Annotated in this window: 17 protein-coding genes; 14 read left to right on the top strand and 3 right to left on the bottom strand. The window is 71.2% G+C overall.

From position 1 onward, the window contains the following. The first annotated feature begins 84 nt into the window (after positions 1 to 84). The 9 genes from G9272_RS05335 to G9272_RS05295 all read left to right on the top strand — a co-directional run bounded on the left by G9272_RS05335 (position 85) and on the right by G9272_RS05295 (position 9,221). Positions 85 to 909, top strand: a complete 825-nt coding sequence (locus G9272_RS05335) for an SDR family NAD(P)-dependent oxidoreductase (protein WP_216377805.1) — start codon at positions 85 to 87, stop codon at positions 907 to 909. After that, entirely contained in the window at positions 902 to 1,816 is a 915-nt protein-coding gene (locus G9272_RS05330) for an amidohydrolase family protein (protein WP_171395448.1), read from the top strand. The genes G9272_RS05335 and G9272_RS05330 overlap by 8 nt, the downstream gene beginning before the upstream one ends. Before the next feature lie 99 nt (positions 1,817 to 1,915). After that, positions 1,916 to 3,283 (top strand): FAD-binding oxidoreductase, encoded by a 1,368-nt coding sequence (locus tag G9272_RS05325; protein WP_171395447.1) that lies wholly within the window; start codon positions 1,916 to 1,918, stop codon positions 3,281 to 3,283. Positions 3,284 to 3,316: 33 nt separating this feature from the next. After that, on the top strand, positions 3,317 to 4,324 hold the full coding sequence (locus G9272_RS05320; RefSeq protein WP_171395446.1) for an ABC transporter substrate-binding protein: 1,008 nt from the start codon (positions 3,317 to 3,319) through the stop codon (positions 4,322 to 4,324). A 6-nt stretch (positions 4,325 to 4,330) separates the two neighbouring features. Then, positions 4,331 to 5,098 carry an ABC transporter permease gene (locus G9272_RS05315; protein ID WP_171395445.1) on the top strand — a complete coding sequence of 256 codons (768 nt, stop codon included), beginning with the start codon at positions 4,331 to 4,333 and terminating at the stop codon, positions 5,096 to 5,098. A gap of 4 nt (positions 5,099 to 5,102) precedes the next feature. Next, entirely contained in the window at positions 5,103 to 5,918 is an 816-nt protein-coding gene (locus tag G9272_RS05310) for an ABC transporter permease (protein ID WP_171395444.1), read from the top strand. After that, positions 5,915 to 6,721, top strand: coding sequence for an ABC transporter ATP-binding protein (locus tag G9272_RS05305; RefSeq protein ID WP_171395443.1), 807 nt, complete (start codon positions 5,915 to 5,917; stop codon positions 6,719 to 6,721). The genes G9272_RS05310 and G9272_RS05305 overlap by 4 nt, the downstream gene beginning before the upstream one ends. Beyond that, positions 6,718 to 7,137 carry a VOC family protein gene (locus tag G9272_RS05300; protein WP_171395442.1) on the top strand — a complete coding sequence of 140 codons (420 nt, stop codon included), beginning with the start codon at positions 6,718 to 6,720 and terminating at the stop codon, positions 7,135 to 7,137. Before G9272_RS05305 ends, G9272_RS05300 begins: the two co-directional genes overlap by 4 nt. Positions 7,138 to 7,241: 104 nt before the next feature. Then, a complete protein-coding gene (locus G9272_RS05295) occupies positions 7,242 to 9,221 on the top strand; it encodes a hypothetical protein (protein WP_253267711.1) in 1,980 nt (659 codons plus the stop codon). 107 nt (positions 9,222 to 9,328) lie between these two features. Here the strand turns inward: G9272_RS05295 and G9272_RS05290 are convergent, their stop codons facing one another. Together G9272_RS05290 and G9272_RS05285 are read right to left on the bottom strand one after the other, a co-directional pair. Beyond that, a complete protein-coding gene (locus tag G9272_RS05290; RefSeq protein WP_171395441.1) occupies positions 9,329 to 10,117 on the bottom strand; it encodes an SDR family NAD(P)-dependent oxidoreductase in 789 nt (262 codons plus the stop codon). Between the two features lie 53 nt (positions 10,118 to 10,170). Beyond that, positions 10,171 to 10,911 carry an SDR family NAD(P)-dependent oxidoreductase gene (locus tag G9272_RS05285; RefSeq protein ID WP_171395440.1) on the bottom strand — a complete coding sequence of 247 codons (741 nt, stop codon included), beginning with the start codon at positions 10,909 to 10,911 and terminating at the stop codon, positions 10,171 to 10,173. Between the two features lie 105 nt (positions 10,912 to 11,016). On the opposite strand from G9272_RS05285, the gene G9272_RS05280 reads away from it, so the two are divergent. Genes G9272_RS05280 through G9272_RS05260 form a run of 5 tightly spaced genes read left to right on the top strand, consistent with a single transcriptional unit; the run spans position 11,017 to position 15,975 of the window. Further along, positions 11,017 to 11,901, top strand: a complete 885-nt coding sequence (locus G9272_RS05280; protein WP_171395439.1) for a fumarylacetoacetate hydrolase family protein — start codon at positions 11,017 to 11,019, stop codon at positions 11,899 to 11,901. 4 nt (positions 11,902 to 11,905) lie between these two features. Continuing rightward, positions 11,906 to 12,724 carry a fumarylacetoacetate hydrolase family protein gene (locus G9272_RS05275; RefSeq protein WP_171395438.1) on the top strand — a complete coding sequence of 273 codons (819 nt, stop codon included), beginning with the start codon at positions 11,906 to 11,908 and terminating at the stop codon, positions 12,722 to 12,724. Beyond that, positions 12,721 to 13,941 carry an amidohydrolase family protein gene (locus G9272_RS05270; protein WP_171395437.1) on the top strand — a complete coding sequence of 407 codons (1,221 nt, stop codon included), beginning with the start codon at positions 12,721 to 12,723 and terminating at the stop codon, positions 13,939 to 13,941. Before G9272_RS05275 ends, G9272_RS05270 begins: the two co-directional genes overlap by 4 nt. Then, a complete protein-coding gene (locus G9272_RS05265) occupies positions 13,938 to 15,401 on the top strand; it encodes a carboxylesterase/lipase family protein (protein ID WP_171395436.1) in 1,464 nt (487 codons plus the stop codon). Before G9272_RS05270 ends, G9272_RS05265 begins: the two co-directional genes overlap by 4 nt. 28 nt (positions 15,402 to 15,429) lie before the next feature. After that, positions 15,430 to 15,975 carry a carboxymuconolactone decarboxylase family protein gene (locus G9272_RS05260; RefSeq protein WP_216377804.1) on the top strand — a complete coding sequence of 182 codons (546 nt, stop codon included), beginning with the start codon at positions 15,430 to 15,432 and terminating at the stop codon, positions 15,973 to 15,975. Here G9272_RS05260 and G9272_RS05255 read toward each other — a convergent pair. Continuing rightward, positions 15,931 to 16,896 carry an alpha/beta fold hydrolase gene (locus G9272_RS05255; RefSeq protein ID WP_171395435.1) on the bottom strand — a complete coding sequence of 322 codons (966 nt, stop codon included), beginning with the start codon at positions 16,894 to 16,896 and terminating at the stop codon, positions 15,931 to 15,933. The two genes, G9272_RS05260 and G9272_RS05255, sit on opposite strands and share 45 nt — an antisense overlap. Between the last annotated feature and the right edge of the window lie 144 nt (positions 16,897 to 17,040).

The following is a 17,040-nucleotide window of genomic DNA, read 5'->3' as shown; positions in this document are numbered from 1 at the left end:
CATCTGGAGCCCTGGATGTTTACTTTCTGTCGACACATGGCTAGAACTGTCGACAGTCCCGCCCACCGACCGAGGGAGATCCCCGTGACCCAAGACGTGCCCGACCGACGGCTCGGCCGCCTGGCGGGCCGCATCGCCGTCATCGGCGGCGCCGGAAGCGTCGGCCCCGGCTGGGGCAACGGCCGTGCCACCGCCGTGGTCTTCGCCCGGGAGGGGGCCACCGTGCACCTGGCCGACCGGGACGAGGAGGCCCTGGAGGTCACCGCGCGGCAGATCCGGGACGAGGGCGGCAGCGCGCACACGGCCGTGCTGGACGTCACCGAACCGGCCGCCGTCCGGGACTACTTCGCTCGGTGCGAGAGCCTCGCGGGGCGGATCGACGTCCTCGTCAACAATGTCGGCGGCTCCCGGCCCGGAGGCGCGGTCGACCTCGGTCTGGAGGACTGGGACAGCCAGCTGCGCACCAATCTCACCAGTGCCTTCCTGGCCTGCAAGTACGTCGTGCCGATCATGCGGCGCGGCGGCGGAGGCTCCATCGTCAACACCGCCTCGGCGTCCGGACTGCGCTGGACCGGCGCCGCCCAGGTGGGCTACGCGGCCGCCAAGGCCGCGGTGATCCAGCTGTCCCGGGTCAGCGCCGTGGAGTACGCGCCGGACGGCATCCGGGTCAACACCGTCGTGCCGGGGCAGTTGCACACCCCGATGGTCGAGGCCCGGCTCGCCGGCCAGCGCGCGGGTGGCGACGTGGCGAGACTGCTGGCCCAGCGGCAGGCCCGGATTCCGCTCGGCTTCATGGGCGACGGCCGCGACACGGCCTATGCGGCGCTCTTCCTCGCCTGCGACGAGGCCCGGTTCGTCACCGGCACGGAGATCGTCGTCGACGGCGGAATGACGGCACGCTGTGACTGAACCCGCCGTCCACCCGACGCGGTGGGCGCCCTCGCCCGGTTGCCCGCCCCCGCACCCCGCCCCGCGCATCCCGTCCCTGGTACTTCCGCCGGACAGCTGCGACGCCCACTGCCATGTCCTCGGTCCCGCCGACGTCTTCCCCTACGCGCCGGATCGCACCTTCACGCCCCTGGACGCCCCGAAGGACCAAGTCCGCTCCCTGCACGCCCACTTGGGGCTCGACCGGGCGGTGATCGTCCAGTCGTCCTGTCACGGCCACGACCACTCCGTCCTGCTGGACGCGCTGAGCTCCGGCGACGGCAGGCTGCGCGGAGTCGCCCTGATCGGCGAGGCGACGGCGCGGGGCGAGGTCGAGGAGCTGCACCGGGCCGGCGTGCGGGCCTTCCGGCTCAACTTCCTGCCCCATCTGCGCACTCCGCCCACCCGCGCCGAGATCGACACCGTGCTCGAACGCGTCGACGGACTCGACTGGGCGGTCCAGCTCCATGTCCGGGGTGAGGAGATCGCCGCCCTCGAGGGGCTCGTCCGCACCCTGCCCGGCAGGACGGTGATCGACCACATCGGCCGGGTGGACCTCGCCGAGGGGCGCGACGGGCCCGCCCTGCGCAGCCTGCGCGCGCTGCTCGACAGCGGGCAGGTGTGGGTCAAGGTCAGCGGTGTCGACCGGATCTCCCGGCAGGGCCCGCCCTACGCCGACGCGGTCTCGCTGGCCGCCTCCCTGGTGGCGTACGCCCCGGAGCGCGTCGTGTGGGGGACCGACTACCCGCACGTCAACATCGCCTCGGACGCCCCCGACGACGGCCTGCTCGTCGACCTGGTCGGGAGCATCGCCCCCGACCCCGCGCACCTCCAACGGCTGATGGTGGACAACCCGGCCGAACTCTTCGACTTCCCAACAGCCCACTAGTGTCGCCAGAGATGGCAGGTATTTCGCTGTCACATCCCTTGAAGGGGCAAAGTGTCGACAGTAGGGTCCCGATGCGGGCCCCGTGTGAGGAGAACGGTCATGGTTCAGCTGTCCCGGCACAACGTGCTCCGGCGTGGCGACGAGGCGTACGAACGCGCCCGTCTCGACGCCGTCTGGAACGAACGCAAGCCCGACCGGTACCCGGACGTCATCGTGCTCGCCCACAGCGAGCAGGACGTCGTGGCCGCCGTACGGCTCGCCCGCAGCGAGGGGCTGGCCATCGGCATCCGCTCCGGCGGGCACAGTTGGGTGGGCAACGGGGTGCGCGGCGGCGGCATGCTGCTCGACCTCTCGCGCCTGCGGGACATCGAGGCCGACCCCGTGTCGCGGACAGCCGCCGTACGGCCCTCGGTCACGGGACCCGCCCTCCTCGAACAGCTCGCTCCACACGGCTTGTTCTTCCCCACCGGACACGCGTCCACCGTCGGCATCGGCGGTTTCGTCCTGGGCGGCGGCTACGGCTGGAACTCACGCCGGCTCGGCCCGGCCTGTCTGAGCATCGTGGCGATCGACGTCGTCCTCGCCGACGGCACCCTCGTGCACGCCACCGATGCCACCCACCCCGACCTCATGTGGGCGGCCCGCGGCAGCGGCCCCGGCTTCTTCGGCGTCGTCACCCGTTTCCATTTTGCCCTGCACGACCTGCCGCGCCGCATCCTGCGGACCGTGCACAGCTATCCACTCGACCTGCGCGACGAGGTGCTGGCCTGGTCGTACAACATGCTCGAACGTCTCTCGCCGGCCGTCGAGTTCTCGGCGAAGGTCGGGTTCGCGCCGGGACTGGGCCGGCAGACGGTCTCCGTCACCGCCACCGCCTTCTGCGAGACGGACGACGACCTCCTCGCCCCGCTGGAGGAGGCGCCCTTCCGTGACCGGGCGATCCGCGCGGTGGTCGCCCGGGAGACCACCATGGCGGAGCTCTACGACCACGCCGACCGCATGACCCCGGCCGGTATGCGCTGGGCGCTCGACGGGATCTGGACCGACGAACCGGTGGAGAAGATCCTCGACGCCGCCCGGCCGCTGTTCGACTCCGTCCCGGACACCACCAGCCATGTGCTGTGGATGCTGTGGAGCCGTCATCCCGAGCGCGCCGACGCCTGTTGGTCCAGCCAGGCCAAGGTCTACCTCTCGCCCAACGCGGGCTGGACCGACCCCGCCGAGGACCTCGCCCACGAGCAATGGGCGCACGGCCGGCTCGCCGGCCTCCAGCACCTGTCGAAGGGCCTCCAGTTCTCCGACAACAACCTCGCCGACCGCTTCGACCACGGACTCAGCCCGGCCAACTCCGCACGTCTGGAGGAGATCCGGGCCGCGTACGACCCGCAAGGTCTCTTCCGCACCTACATGACCCCCCAGGAATCCACGACCGCCTACGCCGCCGCGGGACCCGCGCGGACGCACTAGTTCGTACTCAGGAAGCTCAAGGAGAGCCGTTTCATGGAGACTTCGAGAAACCCGCGGCGTCGTACCCTCATCGTCCTGACCGCCCTCGCCGTCACCGGATCCCTCACCGCCACCGGCTGCGGCGGCGAGTCCGCCACCGCCACCACCTCCGACGGCAAGGTGAAGATCACCGTCCTGCGCTCCAACGGCGCGATCTTCGAACCCCTCTACATCGCCGAGCAGCAGGGCTACTTCGAGGACGCGGGTCTCGACGTCACCATCAAGGCCGGCGCCCAGGACACCTCGCAGAACGCGCCGTCCGTCCTCAACGGCGAGGCGCAGTTCGCGATGACGGACAGCTCCGGCTTCCTCAAGGGCGCCGCCCAGGACATGCCCCTCAGGATCGTGACCGGACTCCAGTCGGCGACGACGGAGACCGACCCCACCGACGGACTGCTGGTGAAGAAGGACAGTCCGATCGAGTCCTTCGCCGATCTGGAAGGGAAGACCGTCGGCATTTCCGCGCTCGGCGGCACCATCCAGTTCATCTGCGAGTACCTGGTGCAGAAGGCCGGCGGCGACCCCGGGAAGGTCAAGTTCGTCGCGCTGCCCACCACCTCGCTCACCGACGCCGCCACCTCCGGCAAGACCGACGCCGTCTTCTCCTTCGGCCCCTTCTACTTCGCCGGTCTCGACAGCGGACTGCGTTCCATAGGCAACGGCATGAACGACGTGCCTGGCATGGTCCAGGGCCTGCTGTTCGCCGGCCAGAAGTACCTGTCGTCCAACGGCGACACGGCGAAGAAGTTCATCGACGCGGTCGCCAAGGCCATCACCTACGCCAACGAACACCCCGCGGCGGTCAAGGCGATCGACAAGAAGTACACCCAGGTGCCCGCCGCCTTCATCGACGCGCACGACATCAACCACTACGACAAGACCCTCGACACCACGGTCATGCGCACGGTCATCACGAAGATGCACGAGTTCGACCTGCTCGACAACGAGCCGAAGGACGACGCGCTCTACTGGGACCAGGCACCGACCACGGCCGGGGAGTAGGCGGCGATGGTCAAGGTCCGACTGCTTCAGCTCGGCGCCTTCGCATGCGTGTCGGCGCTGTGGGCGATCGTCGCCGCCGCGGGGGTGGTGAGTCCGACCGCGCTTCCCGGGCCGCGCGCCGTGACCGTGGCGCTCGGGGACCTCCTCGCCGGCGGTGCCTTCTGGCAGGCCGTGGCGGAGACCCTGCGCGGCGCGGTCGTGGGCCTCGTCGCGGCGATCGCCGTGGGCATCCCGGTCGGCCTGGTGACCGGGATGTACGAGGCGGCCGAGGAGTCCTCCCGGCTGCTCGTGGAAATGCTGCGCTCCTTCCCGGTCATCGCTCTGCTGCCGGTGTTCCTGCTGGTGCTCGGCTCCACCCCGGGCATGAAGGCGACGGTCGTCTTCATCGCCTGCGTCTTCCCGGTGCTGCTCCAGGCACAGTACGGAGCGCGCGGCGTGTCACAGGCCGTACGCGAGATGGCGCACGGCTACCGCATCCCGCGGCTGCTGCGCATGCGCCGGGTGGTCCTGCCCGCCGCGGCGCCCTCGATCATGACGGGCCTGCGGCTGGCGGCGACCACCTCGGTCCTGGTGTCCATCGGTGTCGAGGTGCTCACCACGCTCCCCGGCATCGGACACATGATCATGGAGTCGCAGCAGGCGGGTGCGTCCGCCCGGGCCTACGCGTACATCCTGACCGCCGGGGCCATCGGGTACACGATCACGCTGCTCGCGCAGTTCGCCGAGCACCGCCTGCTGCGCCGGCGCCCGCCGGCCCGGGCGGGAGAGGAGTAGCCGCGTGCCCTGGAAACCGATCCTGCGCCAACTGTGGCTGCCCGCCCTGGTGTTCCTGATCCTGCTGGTGTCGACCGAGGGCAGCGCCAGCTTCTACTTCCCACCGCTGACCGAGGTCCTCGGCGCGCTGTGGCACGAGCTGCTGCACGGCTCCCTCGTCGAGGACCTGCTGTTCAGCCTGCGCAACATCATGGCCGGGCTGGCCCTCGCCACCGTGGCGGGGGTGGGTGCCGGGCTCGTCATCGGCGAGATACGCGTCCTACGGCTGGCGACGGGCCCGCTGCTCGACTTCGCCCGCGCCACCCCGACCGTGGGCTTCGTGCCCGTCATCATCCTCACCCTGGGCATCGGCTCCGGACCGAAGATCTTCCTCATCTTCCTGGGATCGGTGTGGCCGATCCTCCTCAACACGGTCAGCGGGGTGCGGGACATCAGCCCGGCCGTGCACGAGACCGCCCGCGGCTACCGCATCCCCTGGACGCTCAGACTGCGCCGGGTCGTCCTGCCCGGCGCGCTGCCGCAGATCCTCGCGGGCATCCGGGTCGCCCTCTCCGTCGCCGTCGTCCTCATGGTGGTCAGCGAGATCTACGGATCGCCCGTCGGACTCGGCAACTTCATCCTCCAGAGCGGATCCAGCTTCCATGTCGCCGAGACCTGGGCCGGCACCATCCTGATCGGGATCCTCGGCTACGCCCTCAGCGTGCTGCTCCTGCTCGTCGAGCACCGCCTCCTGGGCTGGTACCACGAGCGCGCGCCCCGGGCCCGTGCCCCGCGGCCGATTCCCACCGAGAGCGTCAAGAGCAACGGAGTCGTCGTATGACACGCGGATCGAGCCTGCACGTCGAGGATCTCTGCCTGAGCTTCGGTACGGGGCCGCAGGAGCACCGGGTCCTCGAAGGCCTGTCCCTGCGCGTGGACCCGGAGGAGGCGGTGTGCGTGGTCGGCCCGTCCGGCGCCGGCAAGACCACGCTCCTTCGCTGCCTGGCCGGACTGGCCCGGCCCACCTCCGGTGAAGTGCGGTACGGACAGCAGCGGTTGACCGAGCCGCACGCCGACATCGCGGTGGTCTCCCAGGACTACCGGGGTTCGCTGCTGCCGTGGCTGCGCGTATGGGACAACGTCGCCTTCCCGCTCCAGGGCCGGGGCGTGAAGAAGGCCGTACGCAGAGGGCGCGCCCTCGAGTGCCTGGACGCCGTCGGCCTCCCCGACGTCGGCGACAAATACCCCTGGCAGCTCTCCGGCGGGATGCAGCAGCGGGTCGCCATCGCGAGGGGACTGGCGTACGACGCCCCGGTGCTGCTCATGGACGAGCCGTTCGGCTCGGTCGACGCGCAGTCCCGCTTCGACCTGGAGGACCTGACCCTGCGACTGCGCCGGCAGCTGGGCATCACCGTGGTCGTGGTCACCCACGACATCGACGAGGCCGTCTATCTCGGCGACCGTGTCATCGTGCTCGGCGGACGGCCGACGGCCGTTCTGGACACCCTCGCCGTCCCGCTCGGCACCGACCGCGACCAGCTGACGACCCGGGCCGATCCCCGGTTCGCCGAGCTGCGCACCCGGGTGCTGGCGCTGATCCGCGGTGAGAAGGTCCCGATCGGTCCGGAGGCGGCCCGCCAGTGACCGCGAGCTTCGACCACCTGGGCATCTCCGTCCCCGATCTGGAGGCCGGTGTCGCCTGGTACAGCGCGGCGCTGCGGCTGACCGTGGAGCGCACCTTCGCCGTGCCCGGCACCGGACTCCGGGGCGTGATGCTCCGTCATGCCAGCGGCTACCGGATCGAGTTGCTGCACCGCCCCGACGCCGAACCCGGACTCGTGGCGGACGGTCCGGTCCAGGCGGCGGGCCGGCTCGGTTACGGCCACCTCTGTCTCGCCGTGGACACCCCGGACGAGGTCGACGCGGAGTTCGCGCGGCTCGTCGCCGCGGGCGCGGGCGTCCGGATGAGCCCGCGCCCCGCGCCGCGGCCCGGCGCCCGGATGGCGTTCGTGGCCGACCCGTACGGGAACCTCATCGAGCTGATCGACCGCACGGTCTGACGCCGGCGGGGACCAGCCGCCGCACCCCACTCATCCCAGCACCCGGCTGATGCCACCCGTCGGTCGGGCCTGCCCAAAACCCACTGAGAACAAGGGAGTTCACTGTGACACGCATCAGCAGGACAGGCCCCGAGATCACCTACCGGGCTCGCCCCCGCGCACTCCTCGTGGCCGTGGCCGCCGCCATGGCCCCCACCCTCACCGCACCGGTCGCCGCCCGCGCGGCGACCACCAGGGCGGGCAAGCGCATCACGGTGGCCGCCGGCGAGACCCTGGAGCTGACGGCGACCACCACCGCCAACATCCTCACCATCGCCGAGGGCGGCGCCATCACCGTCCCGGACGGCTACAGCCTCACGCTGACGGTCAACGGAGTCGAGACGGGCAGCGCACTCGCCGAACTCACCGACGGCTACGGCGGCGTGGCCACCGCGATCGCCGCCGCCACCTACCGGGGCACGGTCGTCCTCGCCGTCGCCGAGGCCGACGAGGTCGCCTACAGCGACCTCACCTTCCCCTTCCGGCACGCCCTGTACGTGGACGCCGACGGGGTCGACGAGGCCAGGTCCGTGCCCTCGGGGGTCCTGGGCGGCACCGTCACCGACACCTCGGCGAGCGGCATCAGGCTGCTGTCCGACGGCGAGGCCTACAACGGCGTGTACGTCACCGGCGGCGGCACCTACACCCTCACCCGGCCCAGGATCGCCTTCTCCGGGAACGGCCGCTGCGACTTCATCGGCTACGGAGCCTCCGTCGTCGGCACCGGGGCGGGCACCACCCTGGTGCTGGACGGCGCCACCATCAAGAACGAGGGCGTGGTCCGCACCGCGGTCATCGCCGACGCCACCGCCAACGTCGTCGTCAAGAACTCCACCCTGCACTGCGCCGACGGCACGGTCCCCGACGAGTACCCCACCGCGGGAACCGGCGACACCCGCTACATGATCACCGTGCCGTGGATGCTCGGCCTGTCCGGCAACGTACGCACCACCAACCTGCTCGGCGCCGGCACACGGGCCTCGTACATCAACTCCACGATCTCCTCGGAGAAGTGGGGGGCCCTGTCCGTCGACGGCGGCAGCTACTGCACCCTCACCGCCATCAACAGCACGATCGCCAACACCGGGGGCCAGGGCTACGGCTCGTACGCGATCGGCAACGTCACCGAGCACTTCCTCGGCTGCACCTTCGACGTCGGTGACTACGCCCTCATCCACTGGGGCGCCTCGGCCCATTACGGCGACAGCACCGAGGAAGCGGTCGCCGCCCTCAACGAGTCACTGGAACTGGGCCTCACGGCCACCGAGTTGAGCAGGCTTCCGGTGAAGTCGAGCGTCGTGGGCGCGGGCCGTTTCATGGTGCTCTGGTACGCGGCCGGGTCCGTCACGATCGACGGTGGCACCCAGGTGAACACCGGCGAGACCGCGTTCATGTGCAAGGCCGTCGCGGGCAGCGTCACCGTGGACGGTTCCGAGGGCGCCACGATCAACGCGGGCAACGGCGTGATCTTCCAGCTGATGGACACCGACCGGCCCAGCAGTGTGTCGGTGTCGGGCAAACCGTGGAAGACCGAGACGACCGGCACCTACACCGAGCCCACCGGCTCGCCGGTCAGGTCGTCGAGCTGGGTGACCACCAGCGCCCAGTCCACCGACGCCAAGGCGTCCTTCACCGACATCGAGCTGACGGGCGACTTCTACAACTCGGTGTGGGGCGGCGGCACCGGGAACCTCCAGGGCCAGAACCTGAACCTCACCTTCACCCGGTCCACCGTGACGGGCACCCTGTCCGCCGGTACCGCCGAGCACGCCGTCTCCACCATCACCTCGGCCACGTACCGGGAGATCAGCGAGGTCACCAACACCCCGAGCGCGGTCGTCAACAACGGCGTCCTCGTGACGCTGGGCAGCGGCTCGACATGGACGGTCACCGGGACCTCGTACCTGAGTGCCCTGACCCTCGCGTCCGACGCCGCCGTCACGGCGCCGTCCGGCAGGACGGTGACCCTGACGGTCGACGGCACGGCCACCGAGCTCAGGGCGGGCGGCTCGTACACCGGAGCGCTGACGCTGACGGTGGCATGACCGGCGCATGAACCGGCCCCCGGGTGGATGCGAACCAGGTCCCGGGGGCCGGAGTGTGTGTGCCGTGGCGGTGGTGGCGGTGGTGGGGCGGGTGCGGGTGCCGGGTGCTACGCGCCGATCATGTTGTAGCCGCCGTCCGCGACCAGGAAGCCGCCCGTGATGTGCTGCGCGTCCTCGGTCGCCAGGAAGAGGGCCGCCCCCGCCAGCTCCTCCGGCCCCGGGATCCGTCCCATCGGCGTCGCCGCGCGCAGCGCGTCCCCACGCCCGCTCTGCCAGTCCTGCCGCCCCAGGGTGGCAGCGGTCTCGATGAACCCGGGCGCGAACACGTTCACCCGCACCTTCGGCGCGAAGGCGTGCGCATAGGACTTGGTCAGCCCGATGATGCCGTACTTGGCCGCCGCGTACTGCGGTGCCCGAGCACTGCCCCGCACCACCACCGTCGAACCGATGTTGACGATGGCGCCCCCGCCGTCCTGTTCCAGCATCCGCGCCCCGAACTCGTGTGTGCACAGCAGGGTGCCCTTGACGTCGACGGCGAGAACGTGGTCGACGGACTCCTCGGTGAGGTCCCGCCACGACATCTGCTCGCGCGCCACGTCCCCCACGTTGTTGACCGCCACGTCGAGCCGGCCGAAGTGCGCCCACACCTCGTCGGCGAGGCGCTCGATCCGGTCGTGCCCGGCGATGTCCGCCTGGACGACGAGGGCCTTGCGGCCGAGTGCCGTGACCCGCTCGGCCGTCGCCTCCGCGCCGGCCCGCGAGCTCCGGTAGTGCACGGCGACGTCGGCGCCCTCGCGCGCGGCCCGTACGGCGATCTCGGCGCCGAATCCGGTGCCCGCGCCGGTGACGAGGACGGTCTTGCCGGTGAAACGCCCGAGGACGGGAGTCAGAGTCATACGGTCTCCGTTCGTGAAAGCCCGTTCGCTGAGATCGGGGCCGGGGTCGGGGTTCATACGAGGGTCCGGCCGCCGTCCGCGTACAGCACCTGCCCGGTGACGAACGCGGACTCGGCGGACGCGAGGAAGAGGACGGGCCCGGTCAGGTCCTCGGGCCGGCCGAGGCGTCCGGCGGGCACCAGCGACTCCATCGACGCGCGCATGCCCGGCTTCGCCAGGTAGGCGCGCGTCAGGTCGGTCTCGGTGTAGCCGGGTGCGACCGCGTTGACGGTGACCCCGGCGGCCGCCCACTCGCGCGCCATCACCCGCATCAGCTGGTTCACTCCGCCCTTGGTCGCCGCGTACGGCGCATGGTCCCGGTGGGCGAGCAGACCCGAGACGGAGGACAGGTACACGACGCGTCCGTAGCCGTTCGGCACCATCACGGCCCCCGCGGCCCGGCCCAGCCAGAACGCGCTGGAGAGGTTGACGGCGAGCAGCCGCTCCCACACCTCGTCGGGCGTCTCCAGCACGGGTCTGCGGTCGTTGACGCCGACCGCGTGCACGAACACGTCGAGTCCGCCCAGGAGCCGGACCGCCTCCGCGACGGCCGTACGGCAGGCGGCGGGAGAGGTGAGGTCGGCGACGACGCCGGTCACGCCGTCCCGGACGGTGTCCTCGAGCCGGTCCTTGTCCACGTCGAGCACGACCACGTCCGCATACGCCTCGGCAAGCGCCCGGGCCACCGTCGCGCCGATTCCGCCGCCACCGGCGACCAGGGCGCGGGTACCCGCGAAGTCCCACGTTGTCCGCATGCCCGGACCGTAAGCCACGCCCGCGATTTGTGTCCACACTTCGCACGCCTCTTGACGGATATTGCCCCGCTGGGCAGGGTGAGTGTCGACAGTTAGGGAGGGTCGATGAAACTGGTGACGTTCGACGCGGGGCCGGAGGAGGCTCTGGTGGGGCGGCTGGACGGCGAGACCGTCGTGGGTCTTGACGTGCCCTCCACGCGGGTGTTCTTCGAGCGCGAGGGGCAAGTGGGCGAGACGGGGCGCACGTTCGCCCTGGCCGACGTCCGGCTGCGCGCGCCGATCGAGCCCAGGAAGTTCTTCCACACGGCCGGCAACTTCCGCGAACACCACGAGGACCTGGTCCGGGTGGACTGGTCGCACCCGGTGAACAAGGGCATCGTGTTCTTCCAGAACGTCGACGCCATCATCGGACCCGAAGAGCCGATCGTGTACCCGGCGAACCTCACCCGAGAGCTCGACTACGAACTCGAACTCGCCGTCGTCATAGGGAAGCCGGGCCGGTTCTTCTCCGCCGAGCAGGCCGCCGAGCACATCGCCGGCTATCTGGTCTTCAACGACATCACCGCCCGCGACATCCAGCGCAGGGAGATGGAGTCCGGGGTCTTCTCCTTCTCCAAGGCCATCGAGACCTTCTGCCCGATCGGCCCGTACATCGTCACCGCGGACGAGATCGACGACCCGCACGACCTCGACATGGAGCTGCGGGTCAACGGAGACGTCCGTCAGAAGTCCCACACCTCCCGGATGTCGGTGTCCATCCCGCAACTGGTCGCCTACCACTCCCCGCAGGTCTACAGCGCGGGCGATCTCATCACCACGGGCACCGTCGCGGGTGTCGCCGCGAGCACCGAGGACCCCTCCGCGAACTACCTCAGGCCCGGCGACGTCGTCGAGGCGGAGATCGAGGGCCTGGGTGTCCTGCGCAACCGGGTCGTGAGCTGGTCCGACGCGTACGGCACCGAAGAACCGCCCGCCGAACACTGGGTGTGAACCGATGAGAATCGCACAACTCGCCGGACGGCCAGTGCTGTTGACCGACAGCGGGGCCGTCGACGTCCCCGCCGAGTACGCCGGGGACCTCTTCGCGCGCTGGGACGACCTGCTCGACTGGTCCAGGGGTGCCACAGGGGGGCGCCCCTACGACGAGGGCGAACTGGAGGCCCCCGTCCCCGCACCCCGGCAGATCTTCGCCGTCGCCCTCAACTACCGCCCGCACACCGCGGAGGCGGGATACGAGGAGCCCGACGCGCCGCTGGTCTTCACCAAGTTCCCGACCTGCCTCACCGGCCCGCGCACGACCGTGGATCTGCCGAACGGCCATGTCGACTGGGAGGTGGAGCTGGTCGCCGTCATCGGCCGTGAGGCCCGCCGGGTACCGGTCGAGAAGGGCTGGGAGCCGGTCGTGGCGCTCACCGTCGGCCAGGACCTGTCGGAGCGGATCGCCCAACTCGCGGGCCGACCCGCCCAGTTCTCGCTCGCCAAATCGCACCCGGGGTTCGGCCCGGTGGGCCCCGCGCTGGTGAGCCTCGACGAACTCGACGACCCCGACGACCTGGAACTGACCTGCGAACTCAACGGAGAGACCGTCCAGCACGACCGCACGGCCGGCATGATCTTCCCGGTACCGCAACTGGTGGCGCATCTCAGCGAGTTCTGCACCCTGCTGCCCGGGGACCTCATCTTCACCGGCACCCCGGCCGGCGTCGGCAACCGCCGCGTCCCGCAGCGCTTCCTGACGCCCGACGACGAACTCGTGAGCCGTATCGGGGGAGTCGGCGAGATGCGGCACCGCTTCCGGAGGGCCACGCCATGAACCCGACGCTCTTCACCGACGTCCAGGTCTTCGACGGCACCGGACGGGATCCGTTCCCGGCCGAGGTCCTCGTCGAGGGCAACCGCATCACGGCGGTCACCGACCGGCTCAAGCGCGACCGGCGGGCGGCAGCCCGTGTGATCGACGGAGGCGGCGGCACCCTGCTTCCCGGGCTGGTCGACGCCCACGCCCACCTGGGCTTCGGCTCCACCGTCGAACACCGCTCCCCGCGCCGGGACGAGCCCGTCGAGGAGAAGGCGCTGCTCGTGGCGCACGCCGGACGTGTGCTGCTCGACCACGGCATCACCAGCGCCTACTCCGGCGGCAACCGGCTCCCGGGTACGGAGATCGCCGCCCGCAAGGCCTTCGCCGAGGGCTGGATGCCCGGACCGCGACTGAGGGCCGCGTCCTGGGAGGGCAGCGCGGGCATGGTCGAACCCGGCGTCTACGACTTCCCGGGAGTGGAGGGACGGGCCTCCGACCCGGACTCGGTGGCCCGGTTCGTCACCGACATGGCCGAACTCGGCGTCGACATCGTGAAGTTGTCGCTCTCCGGGGAGAGCGCGGTCGTCCAGGGGACCTCCCGGATCGTGCAGTTCACCGGGGAGGAGGTCGCCGCCGCCGCGCAGGCCGCGCAGCAGCACGGCGTGTGGCTCACCGCGCACGCGCACGCCGCCGAGTCGATCAAGATGGCCGTACGGCACGGCGTCCGCGCCGTCTACCACTGCACCTTCGCCGACGAGGAGGCCCTCGACCTGCTCGAAGCGGCCCGTGACCGGGTCTTCGTCGCCCCGACCCCGGGCATCGTCCACGCCAATCTGCACGAGGCCGGCAGCGAACCCGAGCCGGGCATGGAGGTCCAGGCCACCGCCGATGCCGTACGCGAGGTCGTGCCGGAACTCGTCCGGCGCGGCATCCGCGTCGTCCCCGGCGGCGACTACGGCTTCGCGTGGAACCCGGTCGGCCGCAACCTCCGCGACCTCGAACTGTTCGTCGACTGGTTCGGCCTCACCCCTGCCGAGACGCTGCGCGCGGCGACCCGCCACGGCGGGCAGATCATGGGAATGGCGGACGAACTCGGCCTGATCCGGGAGGGATTCCTCGCCGACCTCGTCCTCGTCGACGGTGATCCACTGGCGGAGATCGGCATCCTCCAGGACCGTGACCGGCTACGGGCGATCATGAAGGACGGCAAGCTGCACAAGGCCCCGGCGTGATCGGGGCCCGTACGACCGCCGGACGGCTCGCGGGGGAGTGGGACGAGGGCGTGGCGGTGTTCCGGGGCATCCCGTTCGCCGAACCCCCCGTCGGCGGTCTGCGCTGGCGGCCGCCCCGGCCCGTCGCCCGCTGGGACGGCGAGCGGCGGGCGTACGCCTTCGGGCCCGCGCCCCTCCAGCCGCAGCCGCCCAGCGACTCGATCATGTACCACACGAACTTCGCCGACCGGCGGGCGCTGGTGATGAGCGAGGACTGCCTCTACCTCAACGTGTGGACACCCGACCCGGCACGCGCCGCCGGACTGCCGGTCATGGTCTGGATCCACGGCGGCGGCAACCGCTACGGCCACGGCGGCCAGGAGATCCACGACGGCCGCGCGATGGCCGGCCGGGGCCTCGTCGTGGTGACCCTGAACCACCGGCTCGGCGCGCTCGGCTTCCTCGCCCACCCCGAACTGGCCGCCGAGGACGACCTGGGCGCGTCCGGCAACTACGGGCTCCAGGACATCGTCGCCGCCCTGACCTGGGTCAGGGAGAACATCGCGGCCTTCGGCGGCGACCCCGACCGGGTGACCCTCGCGGGGAACTCGGCCGGCGCCGCCCACATCTGCCACCTCATGGCCTCGGAAGCCGCCCGGCCCCTGTTCCACGCGGCCGTGGGGCAGAGCGCCTCCGGGGTCGGACGCGCCGAGGGGCCGCTCGCGGACCAGGCCGCCGCCCAGAAGCAGGGGCTGCGCTGGGCGGCGGGGTTCGGCGACCCGAACATCGACGGACTGCGGCGGCTCGACGGATCGGAGCTCGTGCTCCGGGGCCACTTCGGGCCCGTCGTCGACGGGCGGATCCTGACCCGGCCGACCGACGAGGTCTTCGACGCCGGCCGGCAGCACCGCGTACCGCTGCTGGTGGGCAGCAACTCCGACGAGGGCTCGGTGTACGCCACCCCCGACGTCCTGCGCAGGCTCCCGGTGGAGCCCGGCACGGACGAGCTGTATCCCGTACGGGACATGGCGGAAGCCCGGCGCACCGCACGGCTGTTCACCGGCGAGAGCCGCTTCACCCACCCGGTGTGGCGGTGGGCCGTGGCACATCGGGAGACGGCGCCGACCTGGATGTACCGCTTCACCCGGACCCCTCCGCTGCCGGACGGCCTGGACCTGGCGCCACCGCGCGACGGGCTCCCGGCGTACGGCGTCCATCACACCGCCGAACTCCCCTACGCCCTCGACACCTTGGACTGCCGGCCCTGGCCGTGGACCGGGACCGACCGGGAGCTGGCGCGCACCATGGCGGACGCCTGGGCCCGCTTCGTCGGGACGGGCGACCCGAACGGGGGAGCGCTGCCGCGGTGGTCGGCCTTCACCGGCACCGAGGCGATGGTCTTCGGGGACTCCGTGCGGGCGGGCACCGTCGAACGGCTCGAGGCCATGCGGCTGTTGGCCCGCTGCCCCCGGCCTCTGTAGCTTCCGCCACCCCACGAAAGGACCCCGCGTGGCCAGGCTCCCCGACACCGAAGGCACCGGTGGGATCGCCCACCGCGTCCGCGCCCGCAGGGGCGGTGCGCTGCGCCCCCTCGACCGGATGCTGCTGCACAGTCCACAGCTCGCCGACGGCTGGAACAGCCTGCTCGGCGCGATCCGGGGACGCCTGCGGCTCCCACCGGACATACGGGAGCTGGTGATCCTGCGGATCGCCGTGCTCAACCGCGCCGGGTACGAGTGGACGGCACACGAGCCGGAGGCGCGGGCGGCCGGGCTGAGCGACGCCGACCTGGCCGAACTGCGCCGCGAGAGACCGGACTTCGACGAGCGCCGTCGACGGGTCATCGCCTACACCGATGCGATGACCCGCGACGTCCATGTCTGCGAGGGGACGTTCGACGCCCTCCGCGCCCACTTCACCGACGTCGAACTGGTGGAACTGACGGCGACCGTGGCCGCGTACAACATGGTGTCCCGCTTCCTGGTCGCGCTCGACGTCCAGGAGCCGCCCCTAGGGGCGACCACCGCGGTGCCGCCGGAGGAAGTCGATCAGTAGCCGGTTCCACACGGCCGGCTGCTCCCAGTGCGGGTTGTGGCCCGCCTCGCGGACGACATGCGTCTCGACTTCCCGCAGATGACCGGCGTTGAGGCGCATGACGGACGGCGGGCTGTACAGGTCCGCGTCTCCGGTGACGAGCTGCACGGGCAGGGCGAGGGTCTCCAGGGCCGACCAGGTGATCGTGTTCGCGAGGGACTGTGCGAAGGCGTCGGAGGTCCTGGCGCGTTCGTGGATCTCCAGCCAGGCCGCCACCCCGTTCCGGTCGCCGCCCCGGTACGAGGGGCCGAGCTCCTTGAAGTCGACCGGCATGTCGCCGAACGGGTCGGGCTGGAGCGCGGCGGTCAGCTCCGCGTACTCCGCGTCCTGGACGCCCATGACACTCCCGGAGACGGTGAGGCTGCGCAGCCGGTCCCCGTACGACAGGGCGTAGTCGATCGCCACCGGGCCGCCCGCCGCCGAACCCGAGAGATGGAAGCGGCCCAGGCCCAACACGTCGGCGAGCGTGTCCAGGTCGCCGGAGGCGGTGTCGGCATCGGCCCTGGTGCCGGCCACCGACCCGTACGCGCCACGCCGTGAGTACCCGACGACCCGGAACCCCGCCGCGGTCAGCACCGGTTGCTGGTACGGCCAGCTCTCGCCGCTGCCCGAGCCGGGGTGCAGCAGTACCACGGCCTCCCCGTCACCCCCGGTGTCCCAGCACCACAGGCTGCCGCCCCCGGACACCGGCACCTGGTACTCGCTCACCGGAACCTGGGCGGGCACCGGCACCGGCTCCCACGGCTTCCCCGGCTCCCCGGCGGAGGCGGCGCCGGCCTCGGCCGTACCCTGGGTGACGCCCGTCGCCGCGATCGCCGCCAGCGCGCCGCCCACCACGGAACGTCTGGTGAGGGCCGATGGACTCGTGCGTACTCGCTTCATGTCTCCTCGTTTCTCCGGTGACCGGGTCTACGTCGACGTTTCGTCAACTTTTACGTCGACGTTTCTGGTGGCTTTTCTGCCGACCTTTTTGCCGACGTTTCTGTTCACTTCTGGGTCGAACTGCGGTATTGGACCTGTCTGTCG

Origin of the sequence: Streptomyces asoensis (genome assembly GCF_013085465.1) — a bacterium.
Classification (GTDB): Bacteria; Actinomycetota; Actinomycetes; order Streptomycetales; family Streptomycetaceae; genus Streptomyces; species Streptomyces cacaoi_A.
This window is presented reverse-complemented; position numbering and strand designations above follow the sequence as displayed.

What these genes read in the sequence shown, in the direction of transcription:
- G9272_RS05320 (WP_171395446.1), top strand. Translation starts at nt 3,317, where the DNA reads ATGGAGACTTCGAGAAACCCGCGGCGTCGTACCCTCATCGTCCTGACC.
- G9272_RS05290 (WP_171395441.1), bottom strand. Translation starts at nt 10,117, where the DNA reads ATGACTCTGACTCCCGTCCTCGGGCGTTTCACCGGCAAGACCGTCCTC.
- G9272_RS05255 (WP_171395435.1), bottom strand. Translation starts at nt 16,896, where the DNA reads ATGAAGCGAGTACGCACGAGTCCATCGGCCCTCACCAGACGTTCCGTG.
- G9272_RS05280 (WP_171395439.1), top strand. Translation starts at nt 11,017, where the DNA reads ATGAAACTGGTGACGTTCGACGCGGGGCCGGAGGAGGCTCTGGTGGGG.
- G9272_RS05325 (WP_171395447.1), top strand. Translation starts at nt 1,916, where the DNA reads ATGGTTCAGCTGTCCCGGCACAACGTGCTCCGGCGTGGCGACGAGGCG.
- G9272_RS05270 (WP_171395437.1), top strand. Translation starts at nt 12,721, where the DNA reads ATGAACCCGACGCTCTTCACCGACGTCCAGGTCTTCGACGGCACCGGA.
- G9272_RS05315 (WP_171395445.1), top strand. Translation starts at nt 4,331, where the DNA reads ATGGTCAAGGTCCGACTGCTTCAGCTCGGCGCCTTCGCATGCGTGTCG.
- G9272_RS05275 (WP_171395438.1), top strand. Translation starts at nt 11,906, where the DNA reads ATGAGAATCGCACAACTCGCCGGACGGCCAGTGCTGTTGACCGACAGC.
- G9272_RS05285 (WP_171395440.1), bottom strand. Translation starts at nt 10,911, where the DNA reads ATGCGGACAACGTGGGACTTCGCGGGTACCCGCGCCCTGGTCGCCGGT.
- G9272_RS05305 (WP_171395443.1), top strand. Translation starts at nt 5,915, where the DNA reads ATGACACGCGGATCGAGCCTGCACGTCGAGGATCTCTGCCTGAGCTTC.